At 69.1% G+C, this 13,611-nt stretch carries 12 protein-coding genes and 1 tRNA gene; all 13 read left to right on the plus strand.

The window, feature by feature from the left end; genetic code table 11:
* Positions 1-9: 9 nt before the first annotated feature.
* The 13 genes from murB (at position 10) to proB (ending at position 13,611) form a co-directional block, all read left to right on the plus strand.
* Positions 10-918 (plus strand): UDP-N-acetylmuramate dehydrogenase, encoded by a 909-nt coding sequence (gene murB, locus GRI99_RS14255; RefSeq protein WP_160772891.1) that lies wholly within the window; start codon positions 10-12, stop codon positions 916-918.
* Positions 888-1,877, plus strand: a complete 990-nt coding sequence (locus GRI99_RS14260; protein ID WP_160772737.1) for a D-alanine--D-alanine ligase — start codon at positions 888-890, stop codon at positions 1,875-1,877. Before murB ends, GRI99_RS14260 begins: the two co-directional genes overlap by 31 nt.
* Positions 1,877-2,794: a cell division protein FtsQ/DivIB gene (locus tag GRI99_RS14265; protein ID WP_160772738.1), complete on the plus strand. Its 918-nt coding sequence runs from the start codon at positions 1,877-1,879 to the stop codon at positions 2,792-2,794. Before GRI99_RS14260 ends, GRI99_RS14265 begins: the two co-directional genes overlap by 1 nt.
* A complete protein-coding gene (gene ftsA / locus GRI99_RS14270) occupies positions 2,794-4,083 on the plus strand; it encodes a cell division protein FtsA (RefSeq protein ID WP_160772739.1) in 1,290 nt (429 codons plus the stop codon). Before GRI99_RS14265 ends, ftsA begins: the two co-directional genes overlap by 1 nt.
* Before the next feature lie 131 nt (positions 4,084-4,214).
* Positions 4,215-5,849: a cell division protein FtsZ gene (gene ftsZ, locus GRI99_RS14275; protein ID WP_160772740.1), complete on the plus strand. Its 1,635-nt coding sequence runs from the start codon at positions 4,215-4,217 to the stop codon at positions 5,847-5,849.
* Between the two features lie 49 nt (positions 5,850-5,898).
* Complete coding sequence (locus GRI99_RS18520) at positions 5,899-7,485, plus strand: tetratricopeptide repeat protein (protein WP_202393114.1); 1,587 nt, start codon at positions 5,899-5,901, stop codon at positions 7,483-7,485.
* A gap of 178 nt (positions 7,486-7,663) precedes the next feature.
* A complete protein-coding gene (locus GRI99_RS14285; RefSeq protein ID WP_160772741.1) occupies positions 7,664-8,170 on the plus strand; it encodes a type III secretion system chaperone family protein in 507 nt (168 codons plus the stop codon).
* Positions 8,171-8,253: 83 nt separating this feature from the next.
* Entirely contained in the window at positions 8,254-9,051 is a 798-nt protein-coding gene (locus GRI99_RS14290; RefSeq protein WP_160772742.1) for a pyrroline-5-carboxylate reductase family protein, read from the plus strand.
* A 126-nt stretch (positions 9,052-9,177) separates the two neighbouring features.
* Positions 9,178-9,921, plus strand: a complete 744-nt coding sequence (locus GRI99_RS14295) for a Bax inhibitor-1/YccA family protein (RefSeq protein ID WP_160772743.1) — start codon at positions 9,178-9,180, stop codon at positions 9,919-9,921.
* 162 nt (positions 9,922-10,083) lie between these two features.
* Positions 10,084-11,001 (plus strand): hypothetical protein, encoded by a 918-nt coding sequence (locus GRI99_RS14300; RefSeq protein WP_160772744.1) that lies wholly within the window; start codon positions 10,084-10,086, stop codon positions 10,999-11,001.
* Positions 11,002-11,122: 121 nt separating this feature from the next.
* A tRNA-Ala gene (locus GRI99_RS14305) sits at positions 11,123-11,198 on the plus strand.
* A 160-nt stretch (positions 11,199-11,358) separates the two neighbouring features.
* Positions 11,359-12,426, plus strand: coding sequence for a GTPase ObgE (gene obgE / locus GRI99_RS14310; protein ID WP_160772745.1), 1,068 nt, complete (start codon positions 11,359-11,361; stop codon positions 12,424-12,426).
* Positions 12,427-12,477: 51 nt separating this feature from the next.
* Positions 12,478-13,611, plus strand: a complete 1,134-nt coding sequence (proB, locus tag GRI99_RS14315; protein WP_160772746.1) for a glutamate 5-kinase — start codon at positions 12,478-12,480, stop codon at positions 13,609-13,611.

Raw genomic sequence — 13,611 nt, forward strand, 5'->3', positions numbered from 1 at the left:
ACCTATGGCATGACCGGTGCGGGCTGGGGCAAGGTGGCCATGCCGCCGGTGCGGGGCAAGCTGACCCCACACGCGCCGCTGGACAAGCTTGTCTGGTTCAAGAGCGGCGGTCCGGCCGACTGGCTGTTCGAACCGGCCGACGTGGATGACCTGACGCAGTTCCTCTCCCGCCTGCCGGAGGATACCCCGGTGATGGCGATCGGCCTTGGCTCCAACCTGATCATCCGCGATGGCGGGGTGCCCGGCGTTGTGGTGCGGCTGGGCAAGGCTTTCGCCAGCGTGGAGGTGCAGCGCGACTGTATCCTGGAATGCGGCGGCGGGGCGCCGGGCATCCTGGTATCTTCCACCGCGCGCGATGCGGGGATCGCGGGGCTGGAATTCCTGCGTGGCATCCCCGGCACCGTGGGCGGCTTCGTGCGCATGAACGGCGGTGCCTATGGCCGCGAGGTGGCCGATATCCTGGTCGATTGCGACGTGGTGCTGCCCGGCGGCGAACTTGTGACGCTGCCGGTGGCCGATCTCGACTATTCCTACCGCCACTCGCGCCTGCCCGAAGGGGCCATCGTGGTGTCCGCCCGCTTCCGCGGTACGCGGGGCGATCCCGCCGCCATCGGCGCGGAGATGGACCGCATTGCCGAAGCGCGCGAGGCCAGCCAGCCGCTGCGCAGCAAGACCGGCGGCTCCACCTTCAAGAATCCAGAAGGCCGCAAGGCGTGGCAACTGGTCGACGAAGCGGGCTGCCGGGGCTTGACCCGTGGCGGCGCGCAAGTCAGCGAAAAGCACGCCAACTTCCTGATCAACACCGGCGATGCCACCAGCGCGGACATCGAAGGCCTGGGCGAGGAAGTGCGCGCCCGCGTGGCCAAGACAACCGGCGTGGCGCTGGAATGGGAAATCAAGCGAGTGGGAAGACCGTGAGCACCTTGCCGAAACTGCATGTTGCCGTCCTGATGGGTGGCTGGGCCAACGAGCGGCCCGTCAGCCTGATGAGCGGCAACGGCGTGGCCGATGCGCTGGAGGAGCGCGGCCACCGGGTGACCCGCATCCACCTGGACCGCGACATTGCCGCACTGCTTGCCGAGGCAAAGCCCGATGTGGTGTTCAACGCGCTCCACGGCGTGCCGGGGGAAGACGGCACGGTGCAGGGCATGATGGATCTGATGGGCATCCCCTATACCCACTCCGGCATGGTCACCTCGGTCATCGCGATCGACAAGGAACTGACCAAGCAGGCGCTGGTGCCCCACGGCATCCCCATGCCCGGCGGGCGCATTGTGAAGAGCGAAGACCTGTACACCGCCGATCCGCTGGCCCGCCCCTATGTGCTGAAGCCGGTGAACGAAGGGTCCAGCGTGGGCGTGGCCATCGTCACCGACCAGTCCAACTGCGGCAACCCGATCCGCCGCGACGCCACCGGTCCGTGGCAGGAGTTTTCCACCCTGCTGGCCGAACCCTATATCCGCGGGCGCGAACTGACCGCCGCCGTGATGGGCGCGGGCGACAAGGCGCGCGCCCTGCTGGTGACCGAACTGGTGCCCAAGAGCGGGTTTTACGATTTCGACGCCAAGTACACCGATGGCATGACGCAGCACGTCTGCCCGGCGGAAATTCCCGACGAGATCACGAAGCTGTGCCAGCAATATGCCCTCGCCGCGCACCGCCGCCTGGGCTGCCGCGGCGTGTCGCGCAGCGATTTCCGCTGGGATGACGAGCGTGGGGAAGACGGCCTGTTCCTGCTGGAAACCAACACCCAGCCGGGTATGACCGCGCTCAGCCTGGTGCCCGAACAGGCCCGCGCCTGCGGCATTTCCTATGGCGAGCTGGTGGAGATGATCGTGGCCGACGCGCTCGAGCACTTCGGGAAGGACATAGGCTGATGGCCCAGCGCATCACCCGTAACGCCAGCGGGGTGCGCCAGCAGGCGCGCGTCCAGGGGCGGGCGGGGCAGGTGCGCAAGGCGCGCGCGGCGGGCTCCGGCCTGGTCGACCGGGCCATGAATGCGCTGCCCTTTACCGAGGAGCAGTGGCACCGCTTCTTCACCGTGCTGATCGTGGCTGCCGGGCTTACCGTGCTGGTGGTGGTCCTGCGCCTCACCGGCCTGTGGGCGCTGGGCCAACAGCAGGTGGCGCGCGCCACCGCCAATGCCGGCTACCGGGTGGAGAACGTCTCGGTGCGCGGGACCGACCGGCTCGATCCGGCGCGGGTCTACGAGCGGGCGCTGGACCGGCAGGACCTGTCGATGATGCTGGTCGACGTGGAGGCGCTGCGCCAGGAACTGCTGCGGATAAGCTGGGTGAAGGATGCCCGCGTCTCGCGCCAGTTGCCCGACATGCTGGTGATCGACATCGTGGAACGCCAGCCGCACGCCGTGCTGCGCCGCCCCGACCGGCTGGTGCTGATTGACGAGACGGGCCGCGAGCTTGACCCGATCCCCGCCTCGCAGGTGGGCGACATGCTGGTGATCGAGGGCGAGGGCGCGCAGAGCAAGGTGGCCGACCTGGCGCACCTGCTGGAAGCTGCCCCCGCGCTGCGTCCGCAAGTGCGCGCCGCGCGCTGGGTGGGCAACCGCCGCTGGGACCTGACCTTCACCACCGGGCAGACGCTGGCCCTGCCCGAAGGGGCCGAACGCTCGGCCGCCGCGCTGATAAGCTTTGCCCGCGCCGATGGCATGCACCGCCTGATCGGCGGCGAAGCCGTGGCCTTCGACCTGCGCAACGCGCCGCGCATGTACCTGCGCGCGCCGGGCCACGGCGAGGACGAGCAGACCGAAATCCCCTCCGCAGGAGACACCTGATGGCCGCCCAGCCGCGCTTCACGAATGTCATAGCCGTGGTCAACATCGGCTCGTTCCGCATCTCGGCGATGATCGCCGGGCAGGCGGAGGATGGCGAGATGCACGTGCTGGGCAGCGGCCACCGCGCCAGCCAGGGGATCAAGCGCGGCTATGTGACCGATATGGCCGCCGCCACCTATGCCGTGCGCGATGCGGTGGAGCGGGCCGAGAAGCTGGCCGGCACCACGGTCAATTCGGTGTGGATCGGCTGTTCGGGCGCTGGCCTTGCCAGCACGATCAATCCGGTGGAAATCGACATCGGCGGCCGCCGGATCGAGGAAGAGGACATCGAGCACCTGCTGGTGGCCGCGAGGGACGGGCTGGAGCCCGACGGGCGCACCGTGCTGCACGCGCTGCCGGCCTGTTATTTCCTCGACGGGGCCGATGGCGTGGCCAACCCAACGGGCCTGCATGCCGATCGCCTCGGCGTGGATATCCACGTTATGCTGGCCGACAGCGCCCCGGTGCGCAACGTCACCGAAGCGGTGCAGAACGCCCACCTTGAGGTGGAAGGCGTGGTCGCCACCCCGCTCGCCGCCGGCTACGCCTGCCTGACGCAGGAGGAGCGTGACCTGGGCGTGGCGCTGGTGGAACTGGGCGCGGCGGTCACCAATGTCTCGGTCTATGCCGGGGGAATGCTGGTGGGTCTGACCAGCATCCCGCGCGGATCGGGCGATATTACCGATGCCGTGGCCAGCGCCTTCGGCATCCGCCGCTTCCAGGCCGAACGGCTGAAGTGTGTCAACGGCTCGGCCATTGCCAGCCCGCACGATCACCGCGAGATGGTGAGCGTGACCGGCCCGGACGATGCCGGCAGCAGCGTGGTGGCGCGCGGGGCCGATGCCAACGGGCGCATTGCCCGCGCCAGCCTGATCGCGGTGATTACCGGGGAACTCGACACCCTGATGCGGGATATCGGCCGGGCGCTGGATGCCATGGGCTTCGTCACCGGCAAGGCCGGCGCGCGGCAGGTGGTGCTGACCGGCGGCGGGGCCGAGATGACGGGACTGGCAGACTATGCCCAGAGCGTGCTGGGCACGCCGGTGCGGATCGGCCGCCCGCCGGCCCTGCGCGGCCTGCCCGAGGCGCACGCCGTGCCCGGTTTCGCCACCCTGGCGGGCCTGGCGCTCTATGCCGCCGAAGACCCGATCGACATCCGCGCGGTGGGCAGCCGCTTCACCGATACCACGCGGATGGACAGCCTGGGGCTTGTGCGCCAGGTGTGGCAGGCGATGCGGGCCTATTTCTGATGGTTAGCGGTCATTCATCGCACGCCGCGCATGGCTGTGGATATAGCGCATTACCTGATAACGCCGCGATTCGCTTTGTGGCACAAGCGTAAGATTACCAACACACAATCGGCACCCGGGAGTGCAGTGACATGAGCATCAATATCGGACCCCCTTCGGTGGAAGAACTGCGCCCCCGGATCACGGTGATCGGCGTGGGTGGTGCGGGCGGCAACGCCATCGCCAACATGATCGAGGCGGAGATCGAAGGGGTCGATTTCATCGTCGCCAACACCGATGCCCAGGCGCTCAACAACGCCGTGGCCGAACACCGCATCCAGCTGGGCCCGGATATCACCCAGGGCCTGGGTGCCGGTTCGCGCCCCGAAGTGGGCCGCGCCGCCGCCGAGGAAACGGTGGAAGAGATCGAGCGCGCGCTGGATGGCGTGAACATGGTCTTCATCGCCGCGGGCATGGGTGGCGGCACCGGCACCGGTGCGGCACCCGTGATCGCGGAGATCGCGCGGCGCAAGGGCATCCTCACCGTGGGCGTGGTGACCAAGCCGTTCCTGTTCGAAGGCACGCGCCGGATGCGCAGCGCCGAGGCCGGCATCGACGAGCTGCAGAAGCATGTCGACACGCTGATCGTCATCCCCAACCAGAACCTGTTCCTGGTGGCCAAGGCCGAGACGACCTTCAAGGAAGCCTTCATGCTGGCCGACGAGGTGCTGCAGCAGGGCGTCCGCTCGATCACCGACCTGATGGTGATGCCGGGCCTGATCAACCTCGACTTTGCCGACGTTCGCAGCGTGATGAACGAGATGGGCAAGGCCATGATGGGCACGGGCGAGGGCGAAGGCCCCAACCGTGCGCTGGAAGCGGCTGAACGCGCCATCGCCAACCCGCTGCTCGACGGCGTGAGCATGCAGGGCGCCAAGGGCGTGATCATCTCGATCATCGGCGGCGAGGACATGAAGCTGCTGGAGGTTGACGAAGCCGCCAACCACATCCGCGAGCTGGTGGACCCGGAAGCCAACATCATCTGGGGCTCGGCCTTCAACCCGGAACTGGATGGCCGCATCCGCGTCTCGGTGGTCGCCACCGGTATAGAGAGCACCGGGGAGGGCGCCCGTTCCGCCCCGCAGGCCATGGGCCTGGGCCTGGGGCGTGGCCCCAAGAAGCCCGCCCTGCCGCTGCCTCCGGCGGATGAGCTGGCCGACGAGGCGGCCGACAAGGCCGAGGACGATGCCTTCAACCGCTCGTTCTCGCTGGGTGGTAGCGCGGCTCCCGCAGCGGCGGCACTGGCCTTCCCGCCCGCCGAGGACACCCGTGACGAGCTGGACCTGGCTGCACCTGAGCCGGCTGTGGAACCGGCGGTGGACGACAGCCGCTTCGCCCCGCTCGCGCCCTCCGCACCGGATGAGTCCGCGGATGACGACGGCCTGTTCGACCTGACCGAGGAACTGGGCGACACCGCGCCTCCGGCCGATGCCGGTAATGACGAGCTGCTGCTCGACGCCGGTCGCATGGCCGAACCGCAGGACGATGGCATGAGCCGCCGCCGGCGCTTCTTCGGTGGTGGCGAGAGCGCGGCGGCCGAACCGGCCCCGGCTGCTCCCGCACCCGCCGCCCCGGCTTCTCCTGCGGGCAGCACGTTGTTCGAACGCATGGCCAACCTGTCGCGCGGGTCGGCGTCCTCGGCCGACGAGCCGGGCGATGATGACGATGACGACAGCGGCTCGGCCATGCGCATCCCGCGCTTCCTGGGCCGCCAGAACAACCAGTGATCGCATAGCCCTTGCGCTGCGGCGAAACTGCGGCGCAAGGGCCCTTGGAATGGATCTGATGAAGGACGGGTTTGCCAGGCTGGGGGCAGTCGGCACGGTGCCGGCGCTGCTCTTTGCGGGCGCGCCGCTCGTGATCACACCAATCGTGTCCGCCGAAGTGGCGGCGCAGGAAGTGGTGCAGCCGCTGCCCAATCCGGCGGCAGGGCAACTGGCCGAAGCCATGCGCCGCCTCGCCCGCGCCCCCACCTCGCTGCCCGACCTGTTGCAGGCCGCCCGCGCCTCGGTGGAACTGAACGACGTGGACGGGGCCAACGGCTTTGCCGAGCGCGCCGCCGCCATCGCCCCGCGTGACGGAGCCGTGCTGGCGGTGCGCGCGCTGGTTGCCCTCAAGCGCCAGCAGCCCGAAGCCGCGCTGGACCTGTTTGCGGAAGCCGCTGCGACGGGCGAGCCGCTGGACCCCTATGCCGCCGAACAGGGGCTGGCCTTTGACCTGGTGGGTCGCAATGCCGAGGCGCAGGAACGCTATGGCGTGGCGCTCTCGCAGCAGGAAACCGACGAGGTCGTGCGTCGCCTGGCCCTCAGCTTTGCCATCGCGGGCGACCAGGCGGCCAGCGAGGCAACCCTGCTGCCGCTGCTCCAGCGGCGCGACGTGGCCGCCTATCGCACGCGCGCCTTTGCCCTGGCCGTGCTGGGCCGCGAAGAGGAAGGCGTGGCGATTGCCGAGGCCATGCTGCCCCAGCGCCTGGCCCTGCGCATGGCTCCCTATCTGCGCACGATGCGTTCGCTGACCCCGGCGCAGCAGGCGGCGGCAGGCAACCTGGGCCAGTTCCCGGCGATGGCGGAGGTGGGCCGCGAACAACCGCAACTGACCCGCCGCGCCGAAACGCCGACCACGCCTTCCGGCCGCTCGGACAGCCGCCTGATTCCCGGGGGCCGCCCGCTTGGTTCCGCCAGCAACGGTGCGGAAGGGGAACTGCCGGCGATTGCGATGGCTTCGTCGCCACCCGCGCCACTGCCGCCGCCGCCACCACCGCCGCCGCCTCCTCCTCCGCCGCCTCCTGCCCCGCCGCCGCCTCCGCCGCCGCCACCACCTCCACCGCCGCCTGCGCCGGTCGTCGTGGCCAGCGCGCCGCCGCCTTCTCCGCCGCCCGCTCCGGTGGTGGTCGCCAGCGCGCCGCCGCCGCCTGCTCCGGTGGTGCAGGAAACGCCGCAGAGCATTGCCGAGGCCTTTGCCGAATTCACCCGTGCCGGCGTGGTGCCGGTTGCCGCCGCGCGCGCCGGTGCCGTCGATATCACCGCGATCGAGGTGCGCCGCGAGCGCCCGCCGCCACCGCCTGCTCCCCCGCCGCCGCCCCCGCCGCCGCGCCATCCCAGCCGCATCTGGGTGCAGGTCGGCACGGGGCAGAACGTGGAGGCCTTCCGGTTTGACTGGCGGCGCATGGTCCGCACCGGCGGCGCGCTGCTCAACGGGCGCGAGCCCTATCGCGCGCGCTGGGGGCAGACCAACCGGCTGCTGATCGGGCCTTTCCCCAATGTGCGCGAGGCCAATGAGATGGTCACCGACCTTGAGGAAAAGGGCATCGATTCCTTCCGCTTCACCAGCAGCGCGGGTGAGGAAGTGGTGCCGCTGAACTGACCCGGCGGCCCGTGCGGGCAGGGGGAAAACGGCGGTTTTCCGCAGGTTTTCCCCAGCCTGGTCACAGGATTCCCCCGCTATTTCTGCACAGCTTGCCAACAGGCTTGTGCCAGTTCTCCCCTGCATCCACAGCCGCGCCGATTGCCACCGGGGCACGCGGCAACGCATGGTCTGCCCCATGAGAACCGCGCAATCCGATAATGACCGGGCCGACGATGCCGCACCGGTAGACATGCTGGCCGCGCTGTTCGAGGCCCATGGCTGGCCGGTGGAATTCATCCGCGATGACGAGGTGACCACCGAGATTCCCGGCAGTTGGACCACCTACCAGGTGCGCGGCGTGTGGCGCGCGGAGGACCGGGTGCTGCAACTGCTGTGCCTGCCCGACGTGCGCGTGCCCGATGCCAAGCTGGATCCCGCGCGCGAGCTGCTGGCCCTGGCCAACGAGCAGTTGTGGCTGGGCCATTTCGACCTGTGGAGCCAGGGCGGGGTGCTGGTCTATCGCCATGCCGCGATGCTGGGCGATGACGGGCTGCTGAGCCTGTCGATGGCCCAGGCGCTGGTGGACAACGCGATTTCCGAATGCGACCGGTTCTATCCCGCCTTCCAGTTCGTGCTGTGGGGCGACAAGACCGCGCGCGCGGCGCTGGATGCGGCGCTGGTGGATGCTGCGGGCGAGGCCTGAAGTCTCTCGCGGAAGTCCTGCCGTCCACAGCAGTTCGCCGCAGCCCGCTTCCCCGTTCCGCAAAGTGCGGCTAGGTCCGGCTCATGCTCGAATCCATACTCATCGTCGGCTGCGGCAACATGGCCGGGGCCATGGTCGAAGGCTGGCTGGCCGACGGCCTCAACCCGTCTCGCCTGACCATCGTCGATCCCTTGCGCACCGAAGGCCCCGGCGGCATGCCGGTCCTGCCCGCGCTGCCCGAGGATGGCACGTTCGATGCCGTGCTGCTGGGCATCAAGCCGCAGAACCTGGCCGAAGCCGCCCCCGGCATCGCCGCGCTGGTGGGGGAGGGGACCACGGTCCTCTCGCTGCTAGCAGGGATCGAGCTGGCCGTGCTGCAACGCCATTTCCCCGCAGCCCGCGCGCGGGTGCGGGTGATGCCCAACCTGGCCGTGGCGCTGGGCAAGGCCCCGATCGCGCTGGCGACCGACAGCACCGACGAGGCGCTGGCCGCGGCCGTGGTGGGCCTGATGCAGCCGCTGGGCACGCCTGAATGGATCGGGGAGGACAAGTTCGACCTGGTCACCGCCCTGGCCGGCAGTGGCCCCGCTTTCGTCTATCGCTTCATCGATGCGCTGGGCGCGGCCGCGACGCGGCTGGGCCTGCCGGAAGAACAGGCCCGCCGCCTGGCGCTGGCCATGGTGGAGGGTGCCTCCGCGCTTGCCGCCGCATCCCCGCACGATCCGGGCAAGCTGGCCGACATGGTGGCCAGCAAGGGCGGCGTTACCCGCGCCGGGCTGGATGTGCTCGACAACGGCGAGGCGCTGGGCCGCGTGGTGATCGACACCTTGCGCGCCGCGCGCGACCGCAGCGCCGAGATGGCCCGCGAGGCGCGCGACTAGGAACTGCTACCGGGAGCCAGCGGTTAGTCTGGTGACGCAAGTCCGGTTTTGCTTGAATGTGGAGCATAAAGCTCCGATATTCCCCTTACCGGCTTGTCGTCGCTCGGCGCCGGAATGGAGTATTATATGGCTAACTGGAACGAACCCCGGCCCACCGGCCTGGGATTCGGCGGAGCGCCCGGGGTCGCCGGACAGGGCGACGCGGCGGTGTTTGACGCAGGTCTGCGCAAGCACATGCTCTCGATTTACAACTACATGACCAGCGGCATCCTGCTGACCGGTATCGTCGCCATGCTGTTTGCCGGTTCCGGCATGGCAGCCCAGGTGATGACCGGCGGCGCGCTGCGCTGGCTGATCATCCTTTCGCCCCTGGCGATCGTCTTCGCGATGAGCTTTGGCGCGCAGCGCTTCAGCAAGACCACGCTGCAGGCGATGTACTGGGGTTTCGCCACCCTGATGGGCCTGTCGCTGTCGACGGTGTTCCTGGTCTACACCGGGGAATCGATCGCGGTGACCTTCTTCGCCACGGCGGCGGCCTTCGCGGGCCTCAGCCTCTATGGCTATACCACGAAGAAGAACCTCAGCGGCTTCGGCAGCTTCCTGATCATGGGCGTGGTGGGCCTGATCGTGGCCAGCCTGCTCAACATCTGGCTGCAGTCGCCCGGCCTGATGTGGGCCATCAGCGCGCTGGGCGTGCTGATCTTCGCCGGTCTGACCGCTTATGACACGCAGCGCCTGAAGGCCGAATACGCCTACCTGCGCGGCACCGATTTCGCCGGCAAGGCGGTGATCCTGGGCGCGCTGACGCTGTATCTGGACTTCATCAACATGTTCCAGTTCCTGCTCAGCTTCCTGGGCAATCGCGAGTAACCCACTCGCCTCATCGCAGCAGCGATTCGCTTTATCGTGCCCGGGGTGCAGCAAATGCATCCCGGGCATTTTCATTGCCCTGCCAGCACGCTAGGCAGGCGGTTCATGCAAACGGGGCGGTTGCCGCAACAGCGCGCCGCGGGACGAGAGAGGCAGTAAACGATGGTCTTCCATACGCGAAAGGAGCGCGCTTCGCTCGTCGCCGCAGCCACGGGCTCGGCCCTGCTGGCCGCCTGCGCCACACCCGCGCCGCCGCCCCCGCCGCCGCCGCCCCCGCCGCCGCCGGTGGTTGAGGTGACGCCGGAACCGATCCCCTATCGCCCGATCCCGCCGGGCGGCGCACCCTATGTGATGGAGATCCCGGGCAAGGACGCCAACGGCGTGCGGATGACAGTGAACGCCAACCTCGATACGGTGGAAACACTGTGGAACTTCCGCAGCGGCTGGAACGTCGCCGCACTCAACTGCAACGGGCCGGAGGACGGCCGCATCATCGAAGGCTATTCGGCCTTTCTGACCACTTTCCGGCGCCCGCTGGCCGCTGCCAACAGCGAGCTGGACCGGCGCACCCGCCGCCAGCACAGCAGCAATGCCGCCGCCGTGCGTGCGCGCGAGGCGCGCATGACATCGGTCTACAACTACTTCGCCCAGCCGCCCGCCCGGGCCGATTTCTGCGGCGTGGCGCGGGTGCTTTCGGCCTATATGCTGGATGCCGCGCCCAGCGATGCCAATGCCCTGGCGGCGGCCTATCTGCCGCAGTTCGAAGGTGCGTTCGAACGGTTCTTCTCCGATTACGAGGCCTACCAGGTCCAGTCCGCCGCGTGGGATCAGCAGTATGGCGCGCAATACGGTGCCTCGCAGCCCGGCTATGTCGCCGTGTGGGGTACCCAGCAGGTGCCTGCGCTGGGGATCGCCACCAGCCTGATCGCGCAGGAGGACGGGGTGCTCGGTCTGCCTGCCGGCGAGGTGCTCGATCCGCTGACCGGGGTTGCCGTGCCGATCATCCCCGCGACAGATGCGGGCATCACCACGCCGGTGGTGCAACCGCTGCCCGCCGGGCCGACGCCGCGCCGCCGCTGAGGTTCCTTCGCCGCTGAGGTTGCGGCCGGGCGGCAGGCGATTTTAGGCCTTCCAAGCGGCAGGCCCATTCGCTAAGAGGCGCGCCTTCGCATGGGGCCACCCTTGCGCGGAAATCTGGAACGGGGCCGTAGCTCAGATGGGAGAGCGCGTCGTTCGCAATGACGAGGTCAGGGGTTCGATCCCCCTCGGCTCCACCAGGTTTCTGAGCACGCCTATCCGGGCGTGCGATCCTCGCTCCCGGCCAGCATAGCTGGCCTTCGCTGCGGGCGGCCGTTCGGCCTTGCGGACCCTGCGGGTCCGTGCTCGGGTTTTTCACCACGCTTTCGCTTGGGGCCCTTATACTCTAGGCGTTTTGCTATGCATTTTCTCGATCAGGCCAAAATCTATGTAAAGTCCGGCGGGGGCGGGCCCGGTGCGGTCAGCTTCCGGCGCGAGAAGTACATCGAATATGGCGGCCCCGATGGCGGCAATGGCGGCAAGGGCGGCGATATCGTGTTCGTGGCCGTGCCCGGCCTCAACACCCTGATCGATTTCCGCTACACCCAGCACTTCAAGGCGAGGCGCGGCGACCACGGCATGGGCAAGAACCGCACCGGCGCAAGCGCGCCCGACCTGGTGATCGAGGTGCCGCTGGGCACCCAGGTCCTGGCCGAGGACCAGGAAACCGTCCTGGCCGACCTGATCGAGGAGGGCCAGCGCGTGGTCCTGCTGGAAGGCGGCATGGGCGGTCGCGGCAATGCCAGCTACAAGACCAGCACCAACCGCGCCCCGCGCCAGCACCAGCAGGGCATTCCGGGTGAGGAGCTGTGGGTATGGCTGCGGCTGAAGCTGCTGGCCGATGCGGGCCTGGTGGGCCTTCCCAATGCGGGCAAGAGCACCTTCATCAACGCGGTTTCCAATGCGCGCGCCAAGGTGGGCGACTATGCCTTCACCACGCTGGTGCCCAAGCTGGGCGTGGTGCAGCACAAGGGCCGCGAATTCGTGCTGGCCGACATTCCCGGCCTGATCGAGGGTGCAGCCGATGGCGCGGGGATCGGAGACCGGTTCCTGGGCCATATTGAACGCTGCCGCGTGCTGATCCACCTGATCGACATCACCGGCGATCCGGTGGAGGCCATGCGCATCGTCGAGGGTGAGCTGGAGGCCTATGGTGCCGGGCTGGAGAACAAGGCGCGGCTGGTGGCGCTGAACAAGATCGACCTGGCCGATGCCGAACTGGCCGATGCCTTCGCGGCGGAGCTGCTGGCAGCGGGGGCGGACCGCGTGTTCCCCATCTCCGGCGCGACGGGGCAGGGGATCGAGGCGCTTATGGATGCCGTGCTGGAATACCTGCCCGCCCGCACCGCGACAGAAAACCCGCACGAGATTCCTGCCGAGGCAGGCGCGGAAGAAGCGCCGGAGAAGCCGTGGGATCCGCTGGGCTGACATCCGCCAGCCGATTTGCGCGGGCCACGCGTTCCCGCTAAGCGGCGCAACATGACCATCGCCCGCCTTGCCGACCTGGCCGATCCCGCGCTTGCCCCCCGCCTGGTGGTCAAGGTCGGCTCGTCCCTGCTGGTCGACAAGCAGGGCCAGCCGCGCCGCGCATGGCTGCAGGGGCTGGTGGCGGAACTGGCCGCCGCGCGGGCGCGCGGGCAGCAGGTGATCGTGGTCAGCTCGGGCGCGATTGCGCTCGGCTCGCGCCGGCTGGGCATGAAGGGCGGGGGCCGCGCCAGCCTGGCCGACGCACAGGCCGCTGCTGCCGTGGGGCAGATCGCGCTGGCCGGCCTGTGGGCGGACCTGCTGGGCGCGCATGACCTGGCTGCCGCGCAGATCCTGCTGACGCTGGAGGACCTGGAAAACCGCCCCACCTACCTCAACGCCACCGCCACGCTGGGCCGCCTGCTGGATGCTGGCGCGGTGCCGATCATCAACGAGAACGATTCGGTCGCCACGCAGGAAATCCGCTTTGGCGACAACGACCGGCTGGCCGCGAGGGTAGCTCAGGCTGCCGGGGCCAGCGCGGTGATCCTGCTGTCCGATGTGGACGGGCTGTACGATCGCAACCCCAGGGATCCCGGGGCGATCCGCATCGAGACGGTGCAGGGGATCACGCCCGAAGTTTACGCCATGGCCGATGGCGGCTCGGCCAGCGGCATGGGCTCGGGCGGGATGACGTCCAAGCTGCAGGCCGCCGAGATGGCTGGCCTGGCCGGCATTGCCCTCACCATCGGCAGCGGGCTGGTGGACGCCCCGCTCGCCCGCGTGATCGATCGGGGCGTGGGCACGCTGTTCCTGCCGGTGCGCAAAGCCGGGGCGATGAAGGCGTGGCTGGGTGGGCGGCTGCGCCTGAAAGGCTCGCTGGTGATCGACGACGGGGCGGAGCAGGCCCTGGCGCGGGGCGGCAGCCTGCTGGCTGCCGGGATCACCGCCGTGGAGGGTGACTTCGCGCGCGGCGATCTGGTGGCCATCCGCCGCAAGGATGGCGCGCTGCTGGGCAAGGGGCTGGCCGAATACGATGCGCCCGCCTGCCACCAGTTGCAGGGCCGCCCGACATCGGAGCATCAGGCGATCCTGGGCTATGCCCCGCGCTCGGCCGTGGTCCACCGCGACCAGTTGGTTCTGCTGTGA

This window comes from Alteraurantiacibacter buctensis, from assembly GCF_009827655.1.
Classification (GTDB): Bacteria; Pseudomonadota; Alphaproteobacteria; order Sphingomonadales; family Sphingomonadaceae; genus Alteraurantiacibacter; species Alteraurantiacibacter buctensis.

Coding starts and splice junctions, on each gene's coding strand:
- murB (WP_160772891.1), top strand. CDS start 10: ATGACCGGTGCGGGCTGGGGCAAGGTGGCCATGCCGCCGGTGCGGGGC.
- GRI99_RS14260 (WP_160772737.1), top strand. CDS start 888: ATGGGAAATCAAGCGAGTGGGAAGACCGTGAGCACCTTGCCGAAACTG.
- GRI99_RS14265 (WP_160772738.1), top strand. CDS start 1,877: ATGGCCCAGCGCATCACCCGTAACGCCAGCGGGGTGCGCCAGCAGGCG.
- ftsA (WP_160772739.1), top strand. CDS start 2,794: ATGGCCGCCCAGCCGCGCTTCACGAATGTCATAGCCGTGGTCAACATC.
- ftsZ (WP_160772740.1), top strand. CDS start 4,215: ATGAGCATCAATATCGGACCCCCTTCGGTGGAAGAACTGCGCCCCCGG.
- GRI99_RS18520 (WP_202393114.1), top strand. CDS start 5,899: ATGGATCTGATGAAGGACGGGTTTGCCAGGCTGGGGGCAGTCGGCACG.
- GRI99_RS14285 (WP_160772741.1), top strand. CDS start 7,664: ATGAGAACCGCGCAATCCGATAATGACCGGGCCGACGATGCCGCACCG.
- GRI99_RS14290 (WP_160772742.1), top strand. CDS start 8,254: ATGCTCGAATCCATACTCATCGTCGGCTGCGGCAACATGGCCGGGGCC.
- GRI99_RS14295 (WP_160772743.1), top strand. CDS start 9,178: ATGGCTAACTGGAACGAACCCCGGCCCACCGGCCTGGGATTCGGCGGA.
- GRI99_RS14300 (WP_160772744.1), top strand. CDS start 10,084: ATGGTCTTCCATACGCGAAAGGAGCGCGCTTCGCTCGTCGCCGCAGCC.
- obgE (WP_160772745.1), top strand. CDS start 11,359: ATGCATTTTCTCGATCAGGCCAAAATCTATGTAAAGTCCGGCGGGGGC.
- proB (WP_160772746.1), top strand. CDS start 12,478: ATGACCATCGCCCGCCTTGCCGACCTGGCCGATCCCGCGCTTGCCCCC.